Origin of the sequence: Paraburkholderia ginsengiterrae (genome assembly GCF_001645125.1) — a bacterium.
Taxonomy (GTDB): domain Bacteria; phylum Pseudomonadota; class Gammaproteobacteria; order Burkholderiales; family Burkholderiaceae; genus Paraburkholderia; species Paraburkholderia ginsengiterrae.
Map to the genome: position 1 here is coordinate 1 of NZ_LXKA01000332.1, position 18,612 is coordinate 18,612.

General features: G+C 61.7%; 16 protein-coding genes. 7 read left to right on the plus strand and 9 right to left on the minus strand.

Annotation, left to right across the window (positions count from 1 at the left end; genetic code table 11):
- Positions 1-164: 164 nt before the first annotated feature.
- Entirely contained in the window at positions 165-1,307 is a 1,143-nt protein-coding gene (locus A6V37_RS25075; protein ID WP_242665839.1) for a 3-oxoacyl-[acyl-carrier-protein] synthase III C-terminal domain-containing protein, read from the plus strand.
- A 34-nt stretch (positions 1,308-1,341) separates the two neighbouring features.
- Entirely contained in the window at positions 1,342-3,915 is a 2,574-nt protein-coding gene (locus tag A6V37_RS25080) for an ATP-binding response regulator (RefSeq protein ID WP_064269390.1), read from the plus strand.
- Positions 3,916-3,947: 32 nt separating this feature from the next.
- Here A6V37_RS25080 and A6V37_RS25085 read toward each other — a convergent pair whose 3' ends face one another.
- On the minus strand, positions 3,948-4,592 hold the full coding sequence (locus A6V37_RS25085; RefSeq protein ID WP_064269391.1) for a glutathione S-transferase C-terminal domain-containing protein: 645 nt from the start codon (positions 4,590-4,592) through the stop codon (positions 3,948-3,950).
- Between the two features lie 71 nt (positions 4,593-4,663).
- Here A6V37_RS25085 and A6V37_RS25090 point away from each other — a divergent pair, with 71 nt between their 5' ends.
- Positions 4,664-5,326, plus strand: coding sequence for a TetR/AcrR family transcriptional regulator (locus tag A6V37_RS25090; RefSeq protein WP_064269392.1), 663 nt, complete (start codon positions 4,664-4,666; stop codon positions 5,324-5,326).
- Between the two features lie 143 nt (positions 5,327-5,469).
- Here A6V37_RS25090 and A6V37_RS25095 read toward each other — a convergent pair whose 3' ends face one another.
- Genes A6V37_RS25095 through A6V37_RS25105 form a run of 3 tightly spaced genes read right to left on the minus strand, consistent with a single transcriptional unit; the run spans position 5,470 to position 6,803 of the window.
- A complete protein-coding gene (locus A6V37_RS25095; protein WP_064269393.1) occupies positions 5,470-5,886 on the minus strand; it encodes a DUF1801 domain-containing protein in 417 nt (138 codons plus the stop codon).
- Positions 5,887-5,943: 57 nt separating this feature from the next.
- Complete coding sequence (locus A6V37_RS25100) at positions 5,944-6,471, minus strand: SRPBCC family protein (RefSeq protein ID WP_064269394.1); 528 nt, start codon at positions 6,469-6,471, stop codon at positions 5,944-5,946.
- Positions 6,468-6,803, minus strand: a complete 336-nt coding sequence (locus tag A6V37_RS25105) for an ArsR/SmtB family transcription factor (protein WP_064269395.1) — start codon at positions 6,801-6,803, stop codon at positions 6,468-6,470. Before A6V37_RS25105 ends, A6V37_RS25100 begins: the two co-directional genes overlap by 4 nt.
- A gap of 182 nt (positions 6,804-6,985) precedes the next feature.
- Between A6V37_RS25105 and A6V37_RS25110 the strand changes: the two genes are divergently transcribed.
- A complete protein-coding gene (locus A6V37_RS25110; RefSeq protein WP_064269396.1) occupies positions 6,986-7,699 on the plus strand; it encodes a phosphonate utilization associated transcriptional regulator in 714 nt (237 codons plus the stop codon).
- A gap of 42 nt (positions 7,700-7,741) precedes the next feature.
- Here the strand turns inward: A6V37_RS25110 and A6V37_RS25115 are convergent, their stop codons facing one another.
- The 5 genes from A6V37_RS25115 to A6V37_RS25135 form a co-directional block, all read right to left on the minus strand.
- Positions 7,742-9,130 carry an FAD-dependent oxidoreductase gene (locus A6V37_RS25115; protein ID WP_064269397.1) on the minus strand — a complete coding sequence of 463 codons (1,389 nt, stop codon included), beginning with the start codon at positions 9,128-9,130 and terminating at the stop codon, positions 7,742-7,744.
- A gap of 72 nt (positions 9,131-9,202) precedes the next feature.
- Positions 9,203-10,333, minus strand: a complete 1,131-nt coding sequence (locus A6V37_RS25120) for a 2-aminoethylphosphonate--pyruvate transaminase (protein ID WP_064269398.1) — start codon at positions 10,331-10,333, stop codon at positions 9,203-9,205.
- Between the two features lie 76 nt (positions 10,334-10,409).
- The gene (locus tag A6V37_RS25125; RefSeq protein WP_064269399.1) at positions 10,410-12,137 is read right to left on the minus strand and encodes a putative 2-aminoethylphosphonate ABC transporter permease subunit; all 1,728 of its coding nucleotides are present in this window, start codon (positions 12,135-12,137) and stop codon (positions 10,410-10,412) included.
- Positions 12,134-13,225 carry a putative 2-aminoethylphosphonate ABC transporter ATP-binding protein gene (locus tag A6V37_RS25130; RefSeq protein ID WP_064269400.1) on the minus strand — a complete coding sequence of 364 codons (1,092 nt, stop codon included), beginning with the start codon at positions 13,223-13,225 and terminating at the stop codon, positions 12,134-12,136. Before A6V37_RS25130 ends, A6V37_RS25125 begins: the two co-directional genes overlap by 4 nt.
- Before the next feature lie 165 nt (positions 13,226-13,390).
- Complete coding sequence (locus A6V37_RS25135; protein ID WP_242665840.1) at positions 13,391-14,401, minus strand: putative 2-aminoethylphosphonate ABC transporter substrate-binding protein; 1,011 nt, start codon at positions 14,399-14,401, stop codon at positions 13,391-13,393.
- 271 nt (positions 14,402-14,672) lie between these two features.
- Between A6V37_RS25135 and phnA the strand changes: the two genes are divergently transcribed.
- From phnA to A6V37_RS25150, 3 genes are all read left to right on the plus strand, one after another.
- Positions 14,673-15,908: a phosphonoacetate hydrolase gene (gene phnA / locus A6V37_RS25140; RefSeq protein ID WP_064269402.1), complete on the plus strand. Its 1,236-nt coding sequence runs from the start codon at positions 14,673-14,675 to the stop codon at positions 15,906-15,908.
- A 13-nt stretch (positions 15,909-15,921) separates the two neighbouring features.
- Positions 15,922-17,376, plus strand: a complete 1,455-nt coding sequence (phnY, locus tag A6V37_RS25145) for a phosphonoacetaldehyde dehydrogenase (RefSeq protein WP_064269403.1) — start codon at positions 15,922-15,924, stop codon at positions 17,374-17,376.
- Between the two features lie 123 nt (positions 17,377-17,499).
- The gene (locus A6V37_RS25150) at positions 17,500-18,579 is read left to right on the plus strand and encodes an HAD family hydrolase (protein WP_064269404.1); all 1,080 of its coding nucleotides are present in this window, start codon (positions 17,500-17,502) and stop codon (positions 18,577-18,579) included.
- Positions 18,580-18,612 lie beyond the last annotated feature (33 nt).

Genomic DNA, 18,612 nt, shown 5'->3' on the forward strand with positions numbered 1-18,612 from the left:
CCCCACACCCACTCCCCCACCGGGTCGTCACGCTCACGCCCCTGCCGCGCACACCTCCCACGCAAGCACGAGCATCCGCGCCGCCCCCGTCCGCACGCGCGTCAAAGATAGATTGCCCACATAACCCAGGGGGCCAGTATTTCTGACTGGCGGTGGACGCGTTAATGTACGAGCGCCGCAAAGGCGGGGTACCTGAGCTCCGGGTGCCTGCATGCCCGACGCGCGAAACCGGCTTCCAACCACCGCATTTATCTTTTCATGGATTGTTTATGCTCATTAAGAATGTAGCAGCCAGCCTGCCCTCCAGGGTCGTGACGAACGAGGAAGTGGTCGACATGATCCGCTTTCACTCCACGGAGTACGAGGGCGACATCGACCGGGGAATGCGCACCATCAAGACCTTGCTCGACAGGAGCGGGCTGGTCAACCGGCGCTGGTGCGAAAGCCACGAGTCGCCACTCGATCACGTTGCGATGGCGACGCGCACCGTGCTTTCGGAAACGTATCTGCGGCCGGAACATATCGAGCTGTTCATTTATGTCGGCATCGGCAGAGGATTCCTCGAGCCGGGCAACAGCCACATGATGGCCGGCACACTTGGGTTCGTTAATGCCGAATGCTTCGATGTGGTTGATGCCTGCATGAGCTGGACTCGCGCCATGTCGATTATCGACAGCCTTTTCAAGTCCGGTCAGTACAGAAACGCTATGATAGTAAATGCCGAGTTCAATATGCTTGCAGGCGGTCCACTCTACCCCGGGAACTTTGCGTTGAAGAACCAGGCTCAGATCGAATATACCTTGCCCTCGTTTACGATCGGTGAAGCGGCGACCGCGACCCTGCTCGTTGCAAAAGAGCCGGATAATTTCAGCTTCGCTTTCCGGGCGAAGCCGGTCGTATCGGATCTGTGCACCATTCCGATCCCGGGTTACGAAGGGTTCTGCCACCCATCCGAGCGGATCGGAAAAAATGGCGACATGCGTTTTACATCGTTTGGCCATGACCTTCACAAGAATTCGGACGAACTGTCCGCGGTGCTGACCAAACTCCCGGTTCCCAAGAAAGATATCGACATTGTCTTCACCCACGCGTCATCCAAAGCGGCATGGCACGGCTATGGGGAAAAAGCAGGGATCGAGGACAAGATGTTCCACATCTATCCTGAGACCGGCAATCTCGTGTCGGCTTCGATCCCGGCTGCCATTTCACTGGCAAAGGACAGTGGATCGCTCAAGCGAGGAGACAGGGTGATGTGCTGGGTAGGCAGCGCCGGCATGTCATTCAACGCCAGCAGCTTCAAGTTCTGAGGCCGGGCCAATAAAGACAAAGATAATTAATGACATGAGAGCCATAACGGGGAGCATCAGCTATCTCAACCGGGTGATTTCCGACTCCGCCAAGGTGTCGGATTACAGCATATTGGCTGTTGGCGTGATCGGCACGATCGGGCATCCGGTGTACTGGTTCTGGTGGACGTTCGTCGATCCGCAACCCAACGAAAGTCTGCTGATGCGGGTTTTCGGCACCATTGCCTGCGCGCTGCTGCTCCTGCGCCGCTTCTGGCCCGCTTCGATGGCGCGCTTCCTGCCGTGGTATTACTTCGTAACGGTAGCCTATTCGCTACCGTTCTTTTTTACCTATTACCTGATTGCCGGTCACTATTCGACGCTCTGGTCCATGGCCGAGCTCGGGATGATATTTTTCCTGATCGCCATTTTTCCATCATTCGTTGCGTTGGCACTCAATCTGGTTGTGGGAATCGGCGTTGCCGTCCTGTGCGCCAGAATCTTCATCCCGCAATCGGTCCATGTGAATGGACACCTGTTTCTCTACACGTATTTGCCGGTTTTCACTTTCGGCATTACCGCCGGCCTCACGTTCAGCTACAGCAACCGGAAGGGCATCGTCGCCCAGGCGAAAAACGGCGCCCTTCGAGCGCTCGCCGGCACGATCGCGCATGAAATACGCAATCCCCTCAGCCAGCTGCGGCACGTGCTGGACCGCGTCGAAGAAACCCTGCCGGCGGCGACGGACGCCAACCCGTCGCCGGTCCTGTCGCGCGAACGGGCGGCGTTGCTCTACCGGCACCTGGCCCACGGGCAATTGTCGATCGAGCGCGGTTTGCGCGTCATCGCCATGACGCTCGACGAAGTCAGCGCGAAGCCGATCCGCTCCGATCACCTCACCTATCTGAGCGCGGCGGCCGCCACGCGCCAAGCACTGGACGAATACGGTTTCGGCGATCAGAAGGAGCGCGGCAAGGTCAGACTCGTGGTGCTGGAAGACTTCACCTTCAAGGTCGACGAAACCGTTTATCTGTTCACCCTGTTCAATCTGATCAAGAACGCACTGCATCACATTGCGGCGCATCCCGCCGCGACGCTCACGCTCACGGTTGACCGGCAAACCGTGCTGGTTCATGACACAGGACCCGGCATCGCGCCCGAGATTCTGCCGCATCTTTTCGAGCCCTTTCGTACCGCGGGCAATTCGGCGGGTACGGGACTCGGGCTGGCCTACTGCCAGCGTGCCATGCGCGCTTTCGGCGGCACCATTGCCTGCCGTTCGGAGGTGGGCAAATTTACGCAGTTCACGTTGCAGTTCCCGGCCGTTGCCGAAAGCGAGGTAGCGGACTACGAGAAGAAGACGCTTGAGCGCGCCGCGCCGTTTTTCAGCGGGAAGCGCATTCTTGTCGTTGACGGCGATGCCGGCCAGCGGGCACGCGCCCGCCGCACGCTGGCGAAGGTGGGCGCGGACGTGAGCGAGGCAGCCGACGGCGCGGCGGTGCTCACGCTGCTGCGCCAGCCCGCGCCGTGGGATCTCGTGCTGATGGACCTCAACCTGCCGGTGCTGGACGGCTATACGACCGCCGAAACCATCCGCGCCGACCGTCAGAATCCGAACTGGAACGTGCTGATCGCCGCCTACACGGCGGAGCCCGGCAATGTGGCGCGGGTTCTCGCGCGGCGAGCCGGCATGGATGAGCTGGTCAGCAAATCCAGCAGCATCGTTGAATTGGTCAGCGCGCTTCAGACGCTCTTTGAAAACGGCGCCCGGCATCTTCTGGGCCAGCGATTCGACGGCTTCGCCGGCAAGACAATTCTGGTCGCGGACGACGACACCTTCAGCAGGCTGGTGACCAAGGGCTATCTGGAGCGCTGCGGTGCCAGGGTTATCGAGGCCGAACACGGGCGGGCGGTGCTGGCGCGCCTGCATGAGAACGCGGCTGTCGACGCCATTGTGATGGATTTGAACATGCCGGGCATGGGCGGCGTGGAAACGACCGCGCTGATTCGCGTTCGCACCGACGCCTATGGCAAGGTGCCGATCATTGCGTTGACCAGTCAATCCGATATGGACGCTGTGCAGTCGTGTCTCGCGGCGGGCATGAACGAGGTCATGATCAAACCCGTGCAGCTGGTCTCCCTTTACGCCTGCCTCACGAGACAGTTCGCGCAGCACCGAACCGTCCACGCGCCGGGCGGCGCAGCGGTGCCGCCCACGCCCGCGGCGGCCGCCGGCAGGCCCACGCCCTTCAAGGAAGAACCGCTGCTCGATGAGAAGCACCTTCAGGAACTGGTGGCGCTCGATCTGCTGGACCAAACGTTCCTCAACGGCATCGAGCAGCTTCGGTCAACCGTGACGCGACTCGGCACCAGCGTCACGGCCCGCGACCTCGTTTCGACACAAGGCACCTTGCACGTCCTTCTCGGCATCAGCGGCAATATCGGCGCAAAGGCGCTGCATCAGTTCGTGCGGCAGATCTACCCGCGACTCGTGGAAGGTGAATGGCCCGCGGAGGCGGAATGGCTGGCGCGCATCCGCCTGTTGAGCGACCGTTCGGCCCCCGCGCTGCGAACCTATTTCGCTACGGCCAAAGCGCGTAGCGATCATCGGGACGCGATGAGCGATTGATCACCTTCGGGCGGGGTTGGGCGGAAAATCATTCACGCAACCTGCGCATGCCGCCTTGCCTGCTCCTCGCGATACAGCGCCTGCTCCTCCGCCAACGCTCTCGCGACAGGCGGCCGATGCACCGTTCGCCGGTAGTACGCCTCGACAGAAGGCCACCCGGCGAGGTCAACACCGCTGTACTGCGCCCAGTTCAACACGGTGACGAGATAAGCGTCCGCGACGGTGAAGTGATCCAGCAAGAACTCCCGCTCGCCTAGATGGCGTTCGAGCATGTCGAGGCGCAAGGCGATTTTCTTTTGCGTGTAGGCCCGAACGTCCGCCGGCGCGAGAGGGTCAAGCAGCGGCACGAATACGCCCTTGTGCAGTTCGGTGCCGATAAAACCCAGCCACTCCTGCAACTTCGCGCGTTCCGCGGTGCCCGCTGCCGGGGCAAGCCGGGCCGCGGGAAATGCATCGGCCACGTACGGCAGGATCGCGGTGTTTTCCCTCAATAGCCAGCCCTCGTTGGTGCGGAGTACCGGCACCTGCCCCAGCGGGTTGATCGGATAGAAATCCGAACCGTCACGCAACTGCTTCGACTTCGTATCGACTTCGATGAATCGCGCGTCAGCATTGGCTTCATACAGCGCGATGCGTGTCGCGAGGGAACAGGCGAGCGGTGAAAAATAAAGCTCCATGCTGAAGTCTCCGGTCGTTGGGATTGTTTTTGTACTATAGTGAACAAAAATCATCCTGCCAAATTATTTTCATGCGCACCAGTACAAAAACTGAGAAACGATCTCGCGGACGGCCTCGCGCCTACGATCCCGAGCAGGCGCTGCGCGATGCGCGAGACGCGTTCTGGGACGGAGGCTATTCCGGCACGTCGCTCGACGCACTGAGCGACGCCACTGGCATGAACCGGCCGAGCCTGTATGGCGCATTCGGCGATAAACATGCGCTCTATCTCTACACACTGGACCGATATATCGAACTGGGGCGTCAGGAGATGGAAGCCGCGCTCGAGGGTGACCGTCCGTTAGCCGACGCATTGCTGCGCGTCTACGACGGCGCGTTGGCCATCTACTTCCCGGCCAGCGAAACGCCGCGCGGGTGTTTCCTGATCGGTACGGCGCTGGTGGAATCAAGAGAGGATGCCGAGGTTCGCGACAGGCTCGCGGCAGGCTTGAATACCTTTGATGCCGCGTTTGAGCGGCGGCTCGAACGCGCAAGAGCCGAAGGCGAACTCGACGAGACGGCAAATCCCGCCCTGCTCGCGAAGGTCGCCTCCGCGATCCTTCATAGCCTTGCGCTGCGCTCGCGTGCCGGCGACTCGCGCGAGTCGTTGCGCGCGACGGCCAAGGCGGGTATCGCGCTGATTTGCGGCACGCAAGTCGAGCGTCGCTCCCAGCCTGTCAGAAAGCGCCGGTAATCTTTGCCCGAAGAACTTTGTTGCTGAGTGGCAATGCGATAGTCAGGAGTCCCACATCGCAGCACTTAGCCCGGAGGCGGGACACGACAGCACGCTAGTTCTGACCTGTATCGAGTCGACAGGCGCGGGCAAGTGAAACGCGCCTACTTCGCTCGCTTCGTCTTCGCCTTGCTGCCGGACGCATTGAGCGCGACCGCGGCATGAATGAGTGCCTTGAACGCGTCCGCGTCGATCTCCTCGCCTTCATGAATGTCGATTGCGCGCCGGGCATTGCCGTCGAGACTCGAGTTGAAGAGCCTGGCCGGATCCGCCAGCGATGCCCCCTTCATGAAAGTCAGCTTCACAATCGCCTTGTAGGACTCGCCGGTGCAGATTATCCCGTCATGTGACCAGACGGGTGTGCCCATCCATTTCCACTCTTCCACAGCGTCCGGAATCGCTTCCTTGATGAGTTGGCGCATCCGGCTCAAGGTCTCACCGCGCCAGTCTCCGAGTTCGGCGATTCGATTGTCGATCAGTTCAGATGCCGGCTGGGTTTCGGTCGAAACCGCTTTTTTCATGTTCTTCTCCTAAACGTCCAGACGCTTCCAGATTTCAGGGGACATCGTTCCCCACGCTCAAAGTCCAAACTGCTTCGTGTATTCGGTGTTCAGGCGAGGCCAACCGAATTTCATTGCTTCGCCGCCGACGATACGCCCAATGGGGTCACCGCCCACCAAACGATCGAGCACATCCAGGCAGATATGCCAGCCGGCCGCACCCATCGCGATGAAACCGCGATCGATGTTATGCCACAGCGTAAGACGCGTGCCGCCGCCAACCGGCTCGAGTTGCCAACGCATATCATTGTCGCCCCAGCGGTACTCGAGCAGACTCGGCGCATCGGCACGCGTCACGCGCGTCTCCGAGACTTGCGGTGTCGGCGCGCCGACCGTGGAAAGCGTGACGGGACCGACAGTGCCAAGGCTCCGGTCGGCGTCGAACGGCGCCCATTCGCGCAGGCTGGCCGGATCGGTCAACGCCGTCCAGACTTTCTCCGGCGAATGGCCCAATTCGCGGACCAGAACGAGCGTCCATTTATCTCCGTCCTTGCGGACTTCGGCGCCGGCGGCGGAGCCCGGCATATAGGTGTCGCGGTTGCTCATGGGTTCTTCCTTTTGCGTTGCGGTGCGGGATCCATCTGATCGAGATGGCGTTCGAGAGCATCGACATGGACCGACCAGAACTGACGGAACTGTGCAAGCCACGCGTCGATTTCCATCAGCGGTTCCGGCTTGATCCGGTACAGGCGCCGCTGTGCGTCAACGCGCGACTGCACGAAGCCGGCGTCTCGAAGCACCCGCAGGTGCTTTGAAACCGAGGGCTGCGACAGGTTCAGCTTCTCCTCGATATCCCCCACCGAGAGTTCGGAGGAGGCGAGCAGACTCAAAATGGCGCGACGGCTCGGCTCGGCGATGATGGCAAATGTCGATTCCATACCTCTTATATACTTGACGGGGTATATACATGTCAAGGAACGAGTTTTCGTACGGCGCCAACTGGCGCGCTCAGCGCATATGCCCCGGGACCGGTTGATGATTGTTGACAATAAACAAGGTGTCACGTTATGGTCAGGAAGCTGGCTTTCCACTCCCTACCTTTCGTTCTGCATCACTGATCATGAACACGCCAACCACGTCTAGCGCTATTGAATTGCTGCAGCGGCATTCCCTTGCCACGCTGGTCCAGGAAACGCTCGAACGCAGCATCGTGTCCGGGGAATTCGCCCCGGGAGAAAAGTTGAACGAAGTCGAAGTCTCGGCACGGCTGAATGTGTCGCGCGGACCATTGCGAGAAGCGTTTCGCGCATTGGAACAAGCGGGTTTACTGAAGACGGAAAAAAACCGCGGTGTCACGGTGCGCGCTCTGTCGCTGCGCGAGGCCGAAGAGATCTACGAAGTCCGCGCGATGCTCGACGAATCGGTTGCCCGCGCGCTAGCCAAGCGGATGACGCCCGACACGCTCGCCACGTTAAAAGGCATTATCGCTTCGATGAAAGCCGCGAAGAAGGATCACGACCTGACCCGCTACACGGCATTGAACGTTCAGTTGCACGATGCAATGGTCACGGGCGTCGGCAACCAGCATTTGATCGACACCTATCGGCATCTCGTGCGCCAGCTCGGCCTGCTCCGTCAGGCGGCCATCGAATCGGAGCAAAGCGCGCTGGCGACGTCGGTCACGGAACACGAAAAAATCGTCAGCGCGCTCGCTAAAGGCGATGCGGAGAGCGCGGTCACGCTCGTGCGCGAACACGTCGCTCATGGCCTCGCCCGCATGCGGCGTGCCCACGAGCACTGGGCCGCATCCGCGAGCAATACCGGCAAGAGTTAACAGCGGGACGGACGCGCGGCGCGCCGCGCGTCCTTACTCGCACTACGCCTTATCCGACTTGCCGGCGGCGTTGGCGAGCTTGCTCAGCAAGCGATCGACCAGCCAGGGCTGCCGGTCTTCGTCTTCCGCGCGCTCCTTGCGCCGGATTGCGTCGCGCACGGTAATCGAGCCCACGTAACGGATCGGTTCAGGCGGGAAATAGCCCAACGGTCCATTCGTCAAAGGACTGCGCGTCCATTCGTTGTCCAGATCGAGCAATAATGACGACAGGATCTGCCCGCCCATATAGGTCGGCCCCACGCCGTTGCCGGAATAGCCGAATCCATAGAGCACGTTCGGTGCGCCGTCGAGCCGGCCGAAAAATGGGAAACCCGTAACCGACCGGTCCGATGGACCGTTCCAGCTCGCCGTCACCGGCACCTCGCGCAACGCCGGGAAGAAATCGTGCAGACTGCGCGTCAGATCGGCTTCATAAGGCGAGCGCTGATCGAACACCGGCGCGATCCGGCCACGCCATGCGAAGGTATTGCCGCCCTTGCCGAGCATCAGCCGGCCGTCCGGCGTGCTGCGATAGTAGTAGACGAAGATGCGTGAATCGAGCACCGACACACCATCTTTCAGGCCCATCTGGTGCAGCAAATCCGGGCACTTCTCGGTGACGATCATGTCGCTGGAGACAACCGCCAACGTTCTTTCGAACTGCTTGAAGCGGCTCGCCATCCACGCATTGATCGCGAGCACCAGCTTGCGTGCCGTCACGCTGCCAGCCGGCGTGTTGACGGTCACACGTTCGCCGCCCGTGAAGTCGAGCATCGGCGTGCGTTCGTAAATGCGAATGCCCATTTCGATCGCAACGCGCCGCAATCCGCGCACGAGCTTGCCGGGATGAACCGTTGCCGCGACCGGCGAATACACGCCGCCGAGATTGCGTGCCGAGCCGGAACGGCTCGCCACTTCCTCCGGTGGGAGATGCTGGTAGGAGTTGATGCCATGCTCGCCAAGCGCGGCAATCACCGGATCGAGCAGGCCGATTTGCGCGCGTGAGGTCGCCGTGTAGAGCGTGCCGTCGAGCCGGAGTTCGGCGTCGACAGCGTGCTCGGCACAGAAGTCGCGAATCCGTCCCACCGCGGCCTCGGACGCCTTCACCAGGCGGATCGCCTCGGCCTCGCCGAACAGACGCCGCAGCGTGAAGAACTTCGTCGACCACGTCAGCAGGCAGCCACCGTTGCGGCCGCTGGCACCCGCCCCGCACAGATCGCTCTCGATGATCGCGATATCGAGAGCGGGGTTTTTCTGTTTGGTCTGGATGGCCGTCCACAAACCGGTGAAACCGCCGCCGACAATGCAGACATCGGCGGTGGTCGACCCTTGCAGGGCGGGCGCCAATGAACCATCGGCAAAGAGGGCTTGTTCAATCCAGAACGGACGCATAGATAACTCGCATTGATGTGACTGTGTGATTCTCGTTGTGACTCACGCTATAACTCGCGGTGTAACCCGCGCTCAGGCCGGCGCCTGCGCCGATACCTGATTGATCCCCATCGCTTTCAGCGTATCGGCGATCGCCGCGACGGCGCCGGGAATGCCGGATTCGCCGAAGTGGCCGATACAGCCGACGCGAAACGTTTCCAGCTGGGTCAGCTTGCCCGGATACAGGATGTAGCCGCGCTTTTTCACTTCCGCATAGAACGTCTTGAAGTCGTAGTTGGGATCGTCCGGCGCATGGAACGTGACGATGATCGGCGCCTGAATCGACGGATCGAGGAAGGTCCGGAAACCGAGCGCGGCCATGCCTTCGATCAACGCCCGGCAATTGCTCGCATAGCGCGCACCGCGCGCTTCGAGACCGCCCTCTTCCACGTATTGCACGATCGCCTGATCGAGGGCCGCTACCACATGCGTGGGCGGCGTGAAGCGCCACTGTGTCGTGCGGTTCATATAGACCCACTGATCGTACAGATCCATCGCGAGCGAAGGGCTATTGCCTTCGCATTGTTCGAGCGTGCTGCGGCGAATGATCACAAAGCCCATGCCGGGGACGCCTTCCAGACATTTCCCGGAGGCGGCGACGACGGCGTCGAATGGCGTACGCCGCGCGTCGATGTCGATGGCGCCGAACGAACTCATCGCGTCGACGATCAGACGGCGGCCGTGCTTCGCGACCACCTCGGCAATCTCGTGCAGCGGATTGAGCACGCCCGCGCCGGTTTCACAATGCACGAGCGCGACGTGCGTAATGCCGGGATCGGCTGCGAGTGCGCGATCGACATCCGCCGCCTTGACCTGGGTATCCTCGGGATAGTCGATGGTCTGATGACGGCGCCCAAGCGCGCGGCAAATCTTCGCAATACGCTGGCAATAGGCGCCGTTGTTCGGCACCAGCACATGTCCGTCGCGTGGCACCAGCGTGCCGATCGCGGCTTCCACGGAGAACGTGCCGCTGCCTTGCAACGGCACGCATTCATGCGTGTCTTCGCCATGCACGATGCGCAGCGTCTGCTGGCGCACGCGGGCGGTGATCTGGTTGAAGTCGCCGTCCCACGATCCCCAATCGCGCAGCATGGCCTGACGCGTGCGATCGGAGGTCGTGAGCGGACCGGGTGTGAGCAAAACAGGTGCGGAGGACAGGTTCACAACAGCTCCTTATCGATCTGGATGATTGTATGGTTCAACTTCAGCGGTTCAACCACAGCGGTTCAACTACAGCGTTTCACCCACGGCGCGAGGTTCGCCATGCCTGGGTTCTACGCAACACGCCATGCGACACGCAGGCAAACAGCACACAGGCGAATGCCGCGGTCACGAGGACCAGTGTGGCCATGGCCGCAGCCGGCCCAATCTGTCCGGCGTCGTCAAGATTGAGAATCGCGACGGAGGCCGGCTGGGTATCGGGGGAATAGAGAAACGCCACAGCCGATACCGTAGTCATGCCGTTGACAAACAGATAGCGCGCAATCTGCAGGATCGACGGCAGGCACACCGGCACGGTGACGCGCCAGAACGTTTTGTAGAACGGCACTTTCAGCGAGGCCGAGACCGCTTCGAACTCGTTGTCGATCTGACGCAGCGCGGTGACCGCGGTCAGGTGGCTAGATGAGTAGTAGTGCACGACTGTGACAACGGCGAGTAGCGCCAGCGTGCCGTACAGGCCGTTCAAAGGGTTGACGGGCGAGTTGAACAGAAAGATGTAGCTGATGCCGAGCACGAGACCCGGCACGCCCATCGGCAGGATCGCGCACAGGTTGATAAAGCCGCGCAGCCAGCGTGGCCCACGCGTCTTCTCGACGAGATACGCGCCGCCGAACACAACGACGGTACCGCCTAGCGCCACGCACGAGGCCATTTTCAGGCTGTTTTTGTACGCATCGAAAATCCCGGCGCCGATCAGCCCCATCTTGTAGTGCTGCAGACCGAGACTCATCTGATACGGCCAGAACTTCACGAACGACGCGAAGACGGAAATGCCGACCACCGCCAGCAGCAGCGCACAGACGATTGCACAATACCCGAGCATCGTCATGTCGAAACCACGTGACGGTTTGGGCTGGTACGGCGTCGAGCGCGCGCCGAGTTGCGACTGCTGCTTGCGGCGAATGAAGAAGTCGACGGCGAATGCCACCAATGCCGGACACAGCAGCAGCAGGCTGACCACCGCACTCCGGTTGAAGTCCTGCAAGCCGATGATGAGCTTGTAGATATCGGTGGAGAGCACCGAATACGGGCCGCCGATCACCACGGGCACGCCGAAGTCGTTGATGCAGATCGTGAACGACACCATGGTCGCGCTGATCAGACCATACTTCGCGCCCGGCAACGTGATCGTGAAGAACTTGCGCACGCGGCGCGTGCCCATCGCGTCGGCCGCTTCGTATAAGCGTCCGTCGGAGAGCGATAGCGCGGTCACCAGAATCATCAGCACATGCGGAAACGAAGCGTAGACCAGACTGCAGACGATGCCTGGCAGTCCATAGATCGAATGGCCGTGAAGCAGCGGCTTCAGAATTCCCGAGTTGCCGAACCAGTAGATGAACGACACGGCGGACAACAACGTCGGCGCGAGCAGCGGCAGCAGCGCCACCGTGCGCACGGCGTTCTTCATCGGCATGCAGGAACGGGTCAATGCGTACGCAAACGTAAAGGCCATCGGAATCACGATCGCCGTCACGAGGCTGGCGACCGTGACCGAATGCAGCGTGGACCGCAACACGCCCGAGTCCGCCAGATAGCCGGTGAAATTGGCCAAGCCGACAAAGTGGCCATCCGCGTCGACAAAACATTTGCCGATCACCATCGCCAGCGGCAGCAGCAGAAACACGCCGAGAAACGCGGACATCAGCAGGAGCGCCAGTTGCGCGACCCGGTCGTGCCAATGACTTATCTGGCGCACCTCGGTGTGACTTTCGTCGGCACCGCGGCGCTCTGTCAGAACGGCGCTCATTGGAGTCGCTCCTTCGCGGCGGAGAAGACGCACACGTGTTCGCGATTGATGGCGAGATTGAACCGCGCCCCCGTTTGCAGGCGGGTGCGATGCATTTCGTGAAACGACAGATCGGCGACGATCTCCTGCTCGCCCAGCCCGTCCACCTTGAAACTCACCCGGCAGAACGCACCGAGAAATTCGAGCTTCTCGACGGAGGCCGGCAGCAGATTGTCCGCCTCGCTACCCGGCGCGCTGAGGTGAATGTCTTCCGGACGCACGAAGGCGGACACCTTCGAACCCGGCATCGCCTGTTGCGTTCCGCAGCCATAGCGCAGCGCGACGGAGCCTGCTTTGAGACTGCCGTCGCGTGCCACTTCGGCGGGGATCAGATTGACTTTGCCAATGAAGTCGGCAACGAACGGCGATGCCGGCTCACGGTAGATTTCGAGCGGCGTGCCGATCTGCTCGATCACGCCATGATTCATCACCACGATCCGGTCGGCCATTGAAAGCGCTTCTTCCTGGTCGTGCGTGACCATGATGGTGGTCACGCCGAGGCGCTGCTGCAGCTGGCGGATTTCCTGGCGCAGCCGCACGCGCACGCGGGCATCGAGCGCCGAGAGCGGCTCGTCGAGCAGCAACAGTCCCGGCGAAGTCGCCAACGCGCGCGCCAGGGCGATGCGTTGCTGCTGCCCGCCGGACAGCTGGTTGGGATGCTTGCGCTGCGCATCCGGCAAGCCGACCAGTGCAAGCAGTTCGTTCACCCGCTCGGCAATCGCCGCGCGTTTCATTCTGCGGTTCACCAGACCATAGGCCACATTGTCGAAGATGGTCAGATTCGGAAACAGCGCGTACGACTGAAAAACGATGCCGTAATCGCGAAGCTGCGGCGGCAAGCGCGAAATATCGCGGCCGTCCTGCATGATCTGGCCGGCGCTCTGCGTTTCCAGACCGGCAATAATGCGCAGCAAGGTGGTCTTGCCGCATCCCGACGGTCCGAGGAAGCACAACATCTCCCCCTTCTTCACGCCGAGATTGATGTCCTCCAGAACCGGCGTGTCGTTGAACCGCTTATAGACCCGCTGCACGCTCAAATACGCTGTCATCTGCTCCTCCAATTACGCTTGCCTGCCTGCATGGAGGCAACGCGCCGTCGCGCGTTGCCTCATCGCGTCGTGTTGGGGGCGCACGTACCGCACGTATCGCTCATACCGCACGTGTCGCGCGCCTCGGTCTTCGTCAGGAATCGGCCTGATGCCTGATAGCCGGCCTTATTTCTGCTCCTTGCTGCCGTAACGCTTTTGCCAGTCGTCGAGAATGGCGTCGCGGTTCTTCGCGGACCAGGTGAAGTCGTTCTTCACGAGCAGTTCCGAATAGTTATCCGGGATGCCCGAGAGCTTCTTCGCGACACCGGGGTAGGCCACGATCGCCCACCACTGCGCGGTGATTTCGTTGGCCTCTTTACTGGCCATGAAGTCCGCCAGCTTCCTGGCCGCTTCCGGCTGTTTGGTGGTTTTCATGATTCCGGTCGCTTCCATATCCCAGCCCAGCCCTTCTTTCGGGAAGATCAGGTCGATAGGAGCGCCTTGCGCCTGCAACTCATGTCCGCGGAATTCGAAGGAGATGCCGATCGGGAATTCGCCGGTGCCGGCCAGCGTGCAGGGCTTCGACCCTGAGTGCACGTATTGCGCGACGTTCTTGTCCAGCGCGTCCATGTACTTCCAGCCCTTGTCCGTGCCGAACGTTTGCAGCCATGACGTCACGTCCAGATAGCCCGTGCCTGAGGACACCGGACTCGGCATCACCACCATGCCCTTGTAGACCGGCTTGGTCAGGTCTTCCCACGAAGTCGGCTTGGGCAGGTGGCGCTTCTCCGCCTCGATGCGGTTGTAGCAAACCGTCGCGCCCCACACGTCCATACCGACCCAGTGCGGCGGCGTGTTGGCGTCGCTGTATTTGCGCGTCAGGCTGTCGAAGCCCTTCGGCGCATACGGCATCAGCATGCCCTGCAGGTCGAGCAGTGTCAGGCTGGATGCGGCGAGCCCGAGCACCACGTCGGCACGCGGATTGTTTTTCTCGGCCAGCAGTTTGGCGGTGACCGCCCCCGTCGAATCGCGCACCCAGCGGATTTCGATATCCGGATTGGCTTTTTCGAACGCGTCCTTGTACGGCTTCATCGCTTCGTCTTCCAGCGCCGTATAAACCAGCAACTGCGTTTTCGCCTGCGCGGTGTGGACCGCGCCAAGCGTGACAGCCGCCGCCACGAGGCAACGCAACGCCATACCCAGACCACCTCGGTAACCGTTCAACCCCTGCTTTTCCTTCATTTTCAGACCCCTTGAGAAAGTGGCGTCGCTGCCAGCGACGAAAACGACCGGTGCTACGGGACCACTGCTTACTGCAACCATTCCGACCCTTGTTTTTACTCAATCGTGATTGTTGTCTGTTGTTGACAATCTACAAAGCATCAATTTTAATGTCAAGTATTGCCACATTTTGCCACACAACGCCTCACCACCAATACCCGACTTACCCTAGCCGAGAGGACATGTCATGAGCGAAACACCGGTTTCCATTGAAGTGAACGGCCGCAGCTACAACTGGATGCATCGACCCGTTGTCGTGGTTTGCGTGGACGGCTGCGCGTACGAATATCTGGAGATGGCGGCGGCCGCGGGGGTCGCGCCATTTATCGGCAAGCTGTTGCATCCCCGCACCGCGCTCAAGGGCGAATGCGTCGTGCCCAGCTTCACGAACCCGAACAACCTGTCGATCGTGACCGGCGTACCGCCCGCCGTGCATGGCATCAGCGGCAACTACTTTTTCGATCGCGACAGCGGCACCGAGGTGCTGATGAACGATCCGAAGTACCTGGTCGCCCCGACCGTACTGGCCGGTTTTGCGAAACAGGGGGCGAAGGTCGCGGTGGTGACCGCCAAAGACAAGCTGCGCCGCCTGCTCGGCAAAGACCTCGCGGGGGTGTGCTTCTCGGCGGAGAAAGCGGACGAAGCGACGCTCGAGGAAAACGGCATCGACAACCTGCTCGAGCTGGTCGGCAAGCCGGTGCCGAGCGTGTACAGCGCCGACCTGTCGGAATTCGTATTCGCGGCCGGCGTGCGCCTGCTCGAAACCCGCGACATCGACCTGATGTATCTGTCGACCACCGACTACGTCCAGCACAAGTGCGCGCCGGGCACGCCGGGCGCGAACGCGTTCTACCAGATGATGGACGGCTATCTGCAGCGGCTCGACGAACTGGGCGCGATCGTCGCGATCACCGCGGATCACGGCATGAATGCGAAGCACAACGAGGACGGCGAGCCCAACGTCATCTATTTGCAGGAGCGTTTCGACGAGTGGCTCGGCGAGAGTGCCGCCCGCGTGATCCTGCCGATCACCGACCCCTACGTCGTGCATCACGGCGCGCTCGGGTCGTTCGCAACCGTCTACCTGCCCGCCTCCGCCGACGTCGACGAGATGCGCCAGCGGCTTGCCGCGGACCCCGGCATCGAACTGGTGCTGAGCGGCGCGGAAGGCTGCGCGCGCTTCGAACTGCCGCCCGCGCGCATGGGCGACCTCATCGTGATCTCGAAGCGCGACGTCGTGCTCGGCACGCGGCGCATCAAACACGACCTGTCCGGTCTCGACGTGCCGCTGCGCTCGCATGGCGGCCTGGCCGAACAGATCGTGCCGCTCGTGTTCAATCAGCCGGTCGCCCCATCGGTCGCACAACGGGCACGGCTGCGCAATTTCGACATCATCGACATCGCTCTCAACCACCTTCAATGACCGGGGATCAGACATGAACGCTGTTGCGGAAACGAATACTCAATGGCAGGTGCGTCATGAAGCGCTGCGCATCGGTGGCGAAAAAATCTTTCGCGACGAAGTGATCGAAGTGCTCAACCCGTACGACGGCACGCTCGTCGGCACCGTGCCGAAAGCGACACTCGCGGACGTGCGCCGCGCGTTCGAATTCGCGCGCGCCTATCGCCCCTCCCTCACCCGGTTCGAGCGCGCGGCGATACTGCGACGCGCCGCCGAAGCGGTGCGGGCGCGCACGGAGGAAATCGCCGCCCTCATCACCGCTGAGGCGGGATTGTGCAAAAAAGATTCGGTCTACGAAGCGGGACGCGTCGCCGATGTGCTGGTGTTCGGCGCCGGCGAGGTGCTGAAGGACGACGGCCAGATCTTTTCGTGCGATCTCACGCCGCACGGCAAGAAGCGGCGCGTCTACACGCAGCGGGATCCGCTGCTCGGCGTGATTTCCGCAATCACGCCGTTCAACCACCCGATGAACCAGGTCGCGCACAAGATCGTCCCGTCGATTGCCACGAACAATCGCATCGTCGTGAAACCGTCGGAAAAAGTGCCGCTGTCATGCTATCTGCTGGCGGACATTCTGCACGAGGCAGGTTTGCCGGTGCAGATGCTGCAGGTGTTGACCGGCGACCCGAGCGTGATTGCCGATGAGTTGATCACGAATCCGGCTGTCGATCTCATCACGTTCACCGGTGGCGTTTCAATCGGCAAATCGATCGCCTCGCGCATGGGCTACCGGCGCGCGGTGCTCGAACTGGGCGGCAACGACCCGATCATCGTGATGGAAGATGCCGATCTCGACGAGGCCAGTTCGCTCGCCGTGTCGGGCTCGTACAAGAACTCGGGGCAGCGATGCACCGCCATCAAACGCATGCTGGTGCACGAGGCGGTGGCCGATCGCTTCACGGATCTCGTGGTGGAAAAGACCCGCGCGTGGACCTATGGCAACCCGGCGGATAGTTCGGTCGACATGGGAACCGTGATCGACGAGGCGGCCGCGCAGTTCTGCGAACGCCAGGTCAATGACGCGTTGTCGCGCGGCGCGCGCCTGCTTGCCGGCAACCGCCGCGATGGCGCGCTGTATTCGCCGACCGTGGTGGATCGTGTCACGCCCGACATGCCGCTCGTCAGGTACGAAACCTTTGGCCCGGTGTCGCCGATCCTGCGCTTTGCCAACATCGACGAAGCGATTCGCATGTCGAACGGTACGGACTACGCGTTGTCGTCGTCGGTCTGCACAAACCGGCTCGACTACATCACGCGCTTCATCACCGAGTTGGAGGTGGGCAGCGTGAACGTGCGCGAAGTGCCGGGTTACCGGCTCGAACTCACGCCGTTCGGCGGCGTGAAAGATTCGGGGCTCGGCTACAAGGAAGGCGTGCAGGAGGCCATGAAGAGCTTTACCAATACGAAGACCTACTCGCTGCCCTGGTAAGCGCGGGACACGTCGGCGAGCCTCCCGGCATGACTCCGGCCCGGCCGGGAGGCGATTAGAAGCACGGCTCGCACTCGTCGCCCGTACAATTCCTCGCACGATTCGAGAGGAGACTGACAGACGATGAGTTCGATCCTGCACCGCGGGCGGTCGCTCGCTACAGTGCGCCGCCTCGCGGGACTTGCGGCGTTTGCATGTGTTGCGCTTGCCGGCTGCGCCGGACAGGAACCGCCGCCACCCGCCGTCAGTGCGGCGCCGGCCGCCGTGCCGGACGCGGCGGCGTTGCCTTCATGGCAGGACGGGGCCGCCCGCGCCGCCATCCTCAAGTTCGTGGCCAGCGTGACGCGGCCAGGCACGTCCACCTATGTTCCGCCCGAGGCACGCATCGCCGTGTTCGACAACGACGGCACGCTCTGGAGCGAGCAGCCCATGCCGTTCCAGGTGCTCTTCATGATCGATCAGGTCAAGAATGCGGCGCCTCATCATCCCGAATGGCGGCGCAACCCGGCCTTCAAGGCGCTGATGGCGCAAGACAACGCGGCGCTCGCCAGGCACAGCAAAGAACTGGTGCAACTGCTCGAGGCAGCGAACAGCGGCATGACCACCGACCAATACGATCAATCTATCCGGGACTGGCTGGCGAACGCGAAGCATCCCACGCTGAACCGTCCTTATACCGATCTCGTCTATCAACCGCAGTTGGAACTGCTCAGTCTGCTGCGGGCAAACGGCTTCGCGATCTGGATCGTGTCTGGCGGGACGGCACAATTCATGCGCGTCTGGGCAAGCAAGGCCTACGGCATTGCCCCGGACCACATTATCGGCACCGAAGAGAAACTGGCGTACGACACGCGCGGCGGCAAGCAGGTGTTGATCCGCAAACCCGGACTCGACTTTGTCGACGACGGCGCCGGCAAGCCGGTCGGGATTTACCGTGCGATCGGCCGTCGCCCGATTCTTGCGTTTGGCAACTCCGATGGCGACCGCGAGATGCTCGAGTACGCGACGAGCGGCCCGGGCCCCTCGCTCGGACTGCTGCTGCATCACGACAATGGCGCGCGCGAGTTTGCCTACGATCGCAACGCAGGCTCGGTACGCCTCGACAAGGCATGGGACGATGCGCCGGCGCGCGGGTGGGTCGTGGTCAGCATGAAAGACGACTGGAAAACGGTGTTTCCCGCGCCGCGGCCGGGTTCACAGTAACCATTGGCCGCCCGTCATGCTGCGTTGCATCGC

What these genes read in the sequence shown, in the direction of transcription:
- A6V37_RS25110 (WP_064269396.1), top strand. Translation starts at nt 6,986, where the DNA reads ATGAACACGCCAACCACGTCTAGCGCTATTGAATTGCTGCAGCGGCAT.
- phnY (WP_064269403.1), top strand. Translation starts at nt 15,922, where the DNA reads ATGAACGCTGTTGCGGAAACGAATACTCAATGGCAGGTGCGTCATGAA.
- A6V37_RS25105 (WP_064269395.1), bottom strand. Translation starts at nt 6,803, where the DNA reads ATGGAATCGACATTTGCCATCATCGCCGAGCCGAGCCGTCGCGCCATT.
- phnA (WP_064269402.1), top strand. Translation starts at nt 14,673, where the DNA reads ATGAGCGAAACACCGGTTTCCATTGAAGTGAACGGCCGCAGCTACAAC.
- A6V37_RS25125 (WP_064269399.1), bottom strand. Translation starts at nt 12,137, where the DNA reads ATGAGCGCCGTTCTGACAGAGCGCCGCGGTGCCGACGAAAGTCACACC.
- A6V37_RS25130 (WP_064269400.1), bottom strand. Translation starts at nt 13,225, where the DNA reads ATGACAGCGTATTTGAGCGTGCAGCGGGTCTATAAGCGGTTCAACGAC.
- A6V37_RS25135 (WP_242665840.1), bottom strand. Translation starts at nt 14,401, where the DNA reads ATGGCGTTGCGTTGCCTCGTGGCGGCGGCTGTCACGCTTGGCGCGGTC.
- A6V37_RS25100 (WP_064269394.1), bottom strand. Translation starts at nt 6,471, where the DNA reads ATGAGCAACCGCGACACCTATATGCCGGGCTCCGCCGCCGGCGCCGAA.
- A6V37_RS25115 (WP_064269397.1), bottom strand. Translation starts at nt 9,130, where the DNA reads ATGCGTCCGTTCTGGATTGAACAAGCCCTCTTTGCCGATGGTTCATTG.
- A6V37_RS25095 (WP_064269393.1), bottom strand. Translation starts at nt 5,886, where the DNA reads ATGAAAAAAGCGGTTTCGACCGAAACCCAGCCGGCATCTGAACTGATC.
- A6V37_RS25080 (WP_064269390.1), top strand. Translation starts at nt 1,342, where the DNA reads ATGAGAGCCATAACGGGGAGCATCAGCTATCTCAACCGGGTGATTTCC.
- A6V37_RS25150 (WP_064269404.1), top strand. Translation starts at nt 17,500, where the DNA reads ATGAGTTCGATCCTGCACCGCGGGCGGTCGCTCGCTACAGTGCGCCGC.
- A6V37_RS25085 (WP_064269391.1), bottom strand. Translation starts at nt 4,592, where the DNA reads ATGGAGCTTTATTTTTCACCGCTCGCCTGTTCCCTCGCGACACGCATC.
- A6V37_RS25090 (WP_064269392.1), top strand. Translation starts at nt 4,664, where the DNA reads ATGCGCACCAGTACAAAAACTGAGAAACGATCTCGCGGACGGCCTCGC.
- A6V37_RS25075 (WP_242665839.1), top strand. Translation starts at nt 165, where the DNA reads ATGTACGAGCGCCGCAAAGGCGGGGTACCTGAGCTCCGGGTGCCTGCA.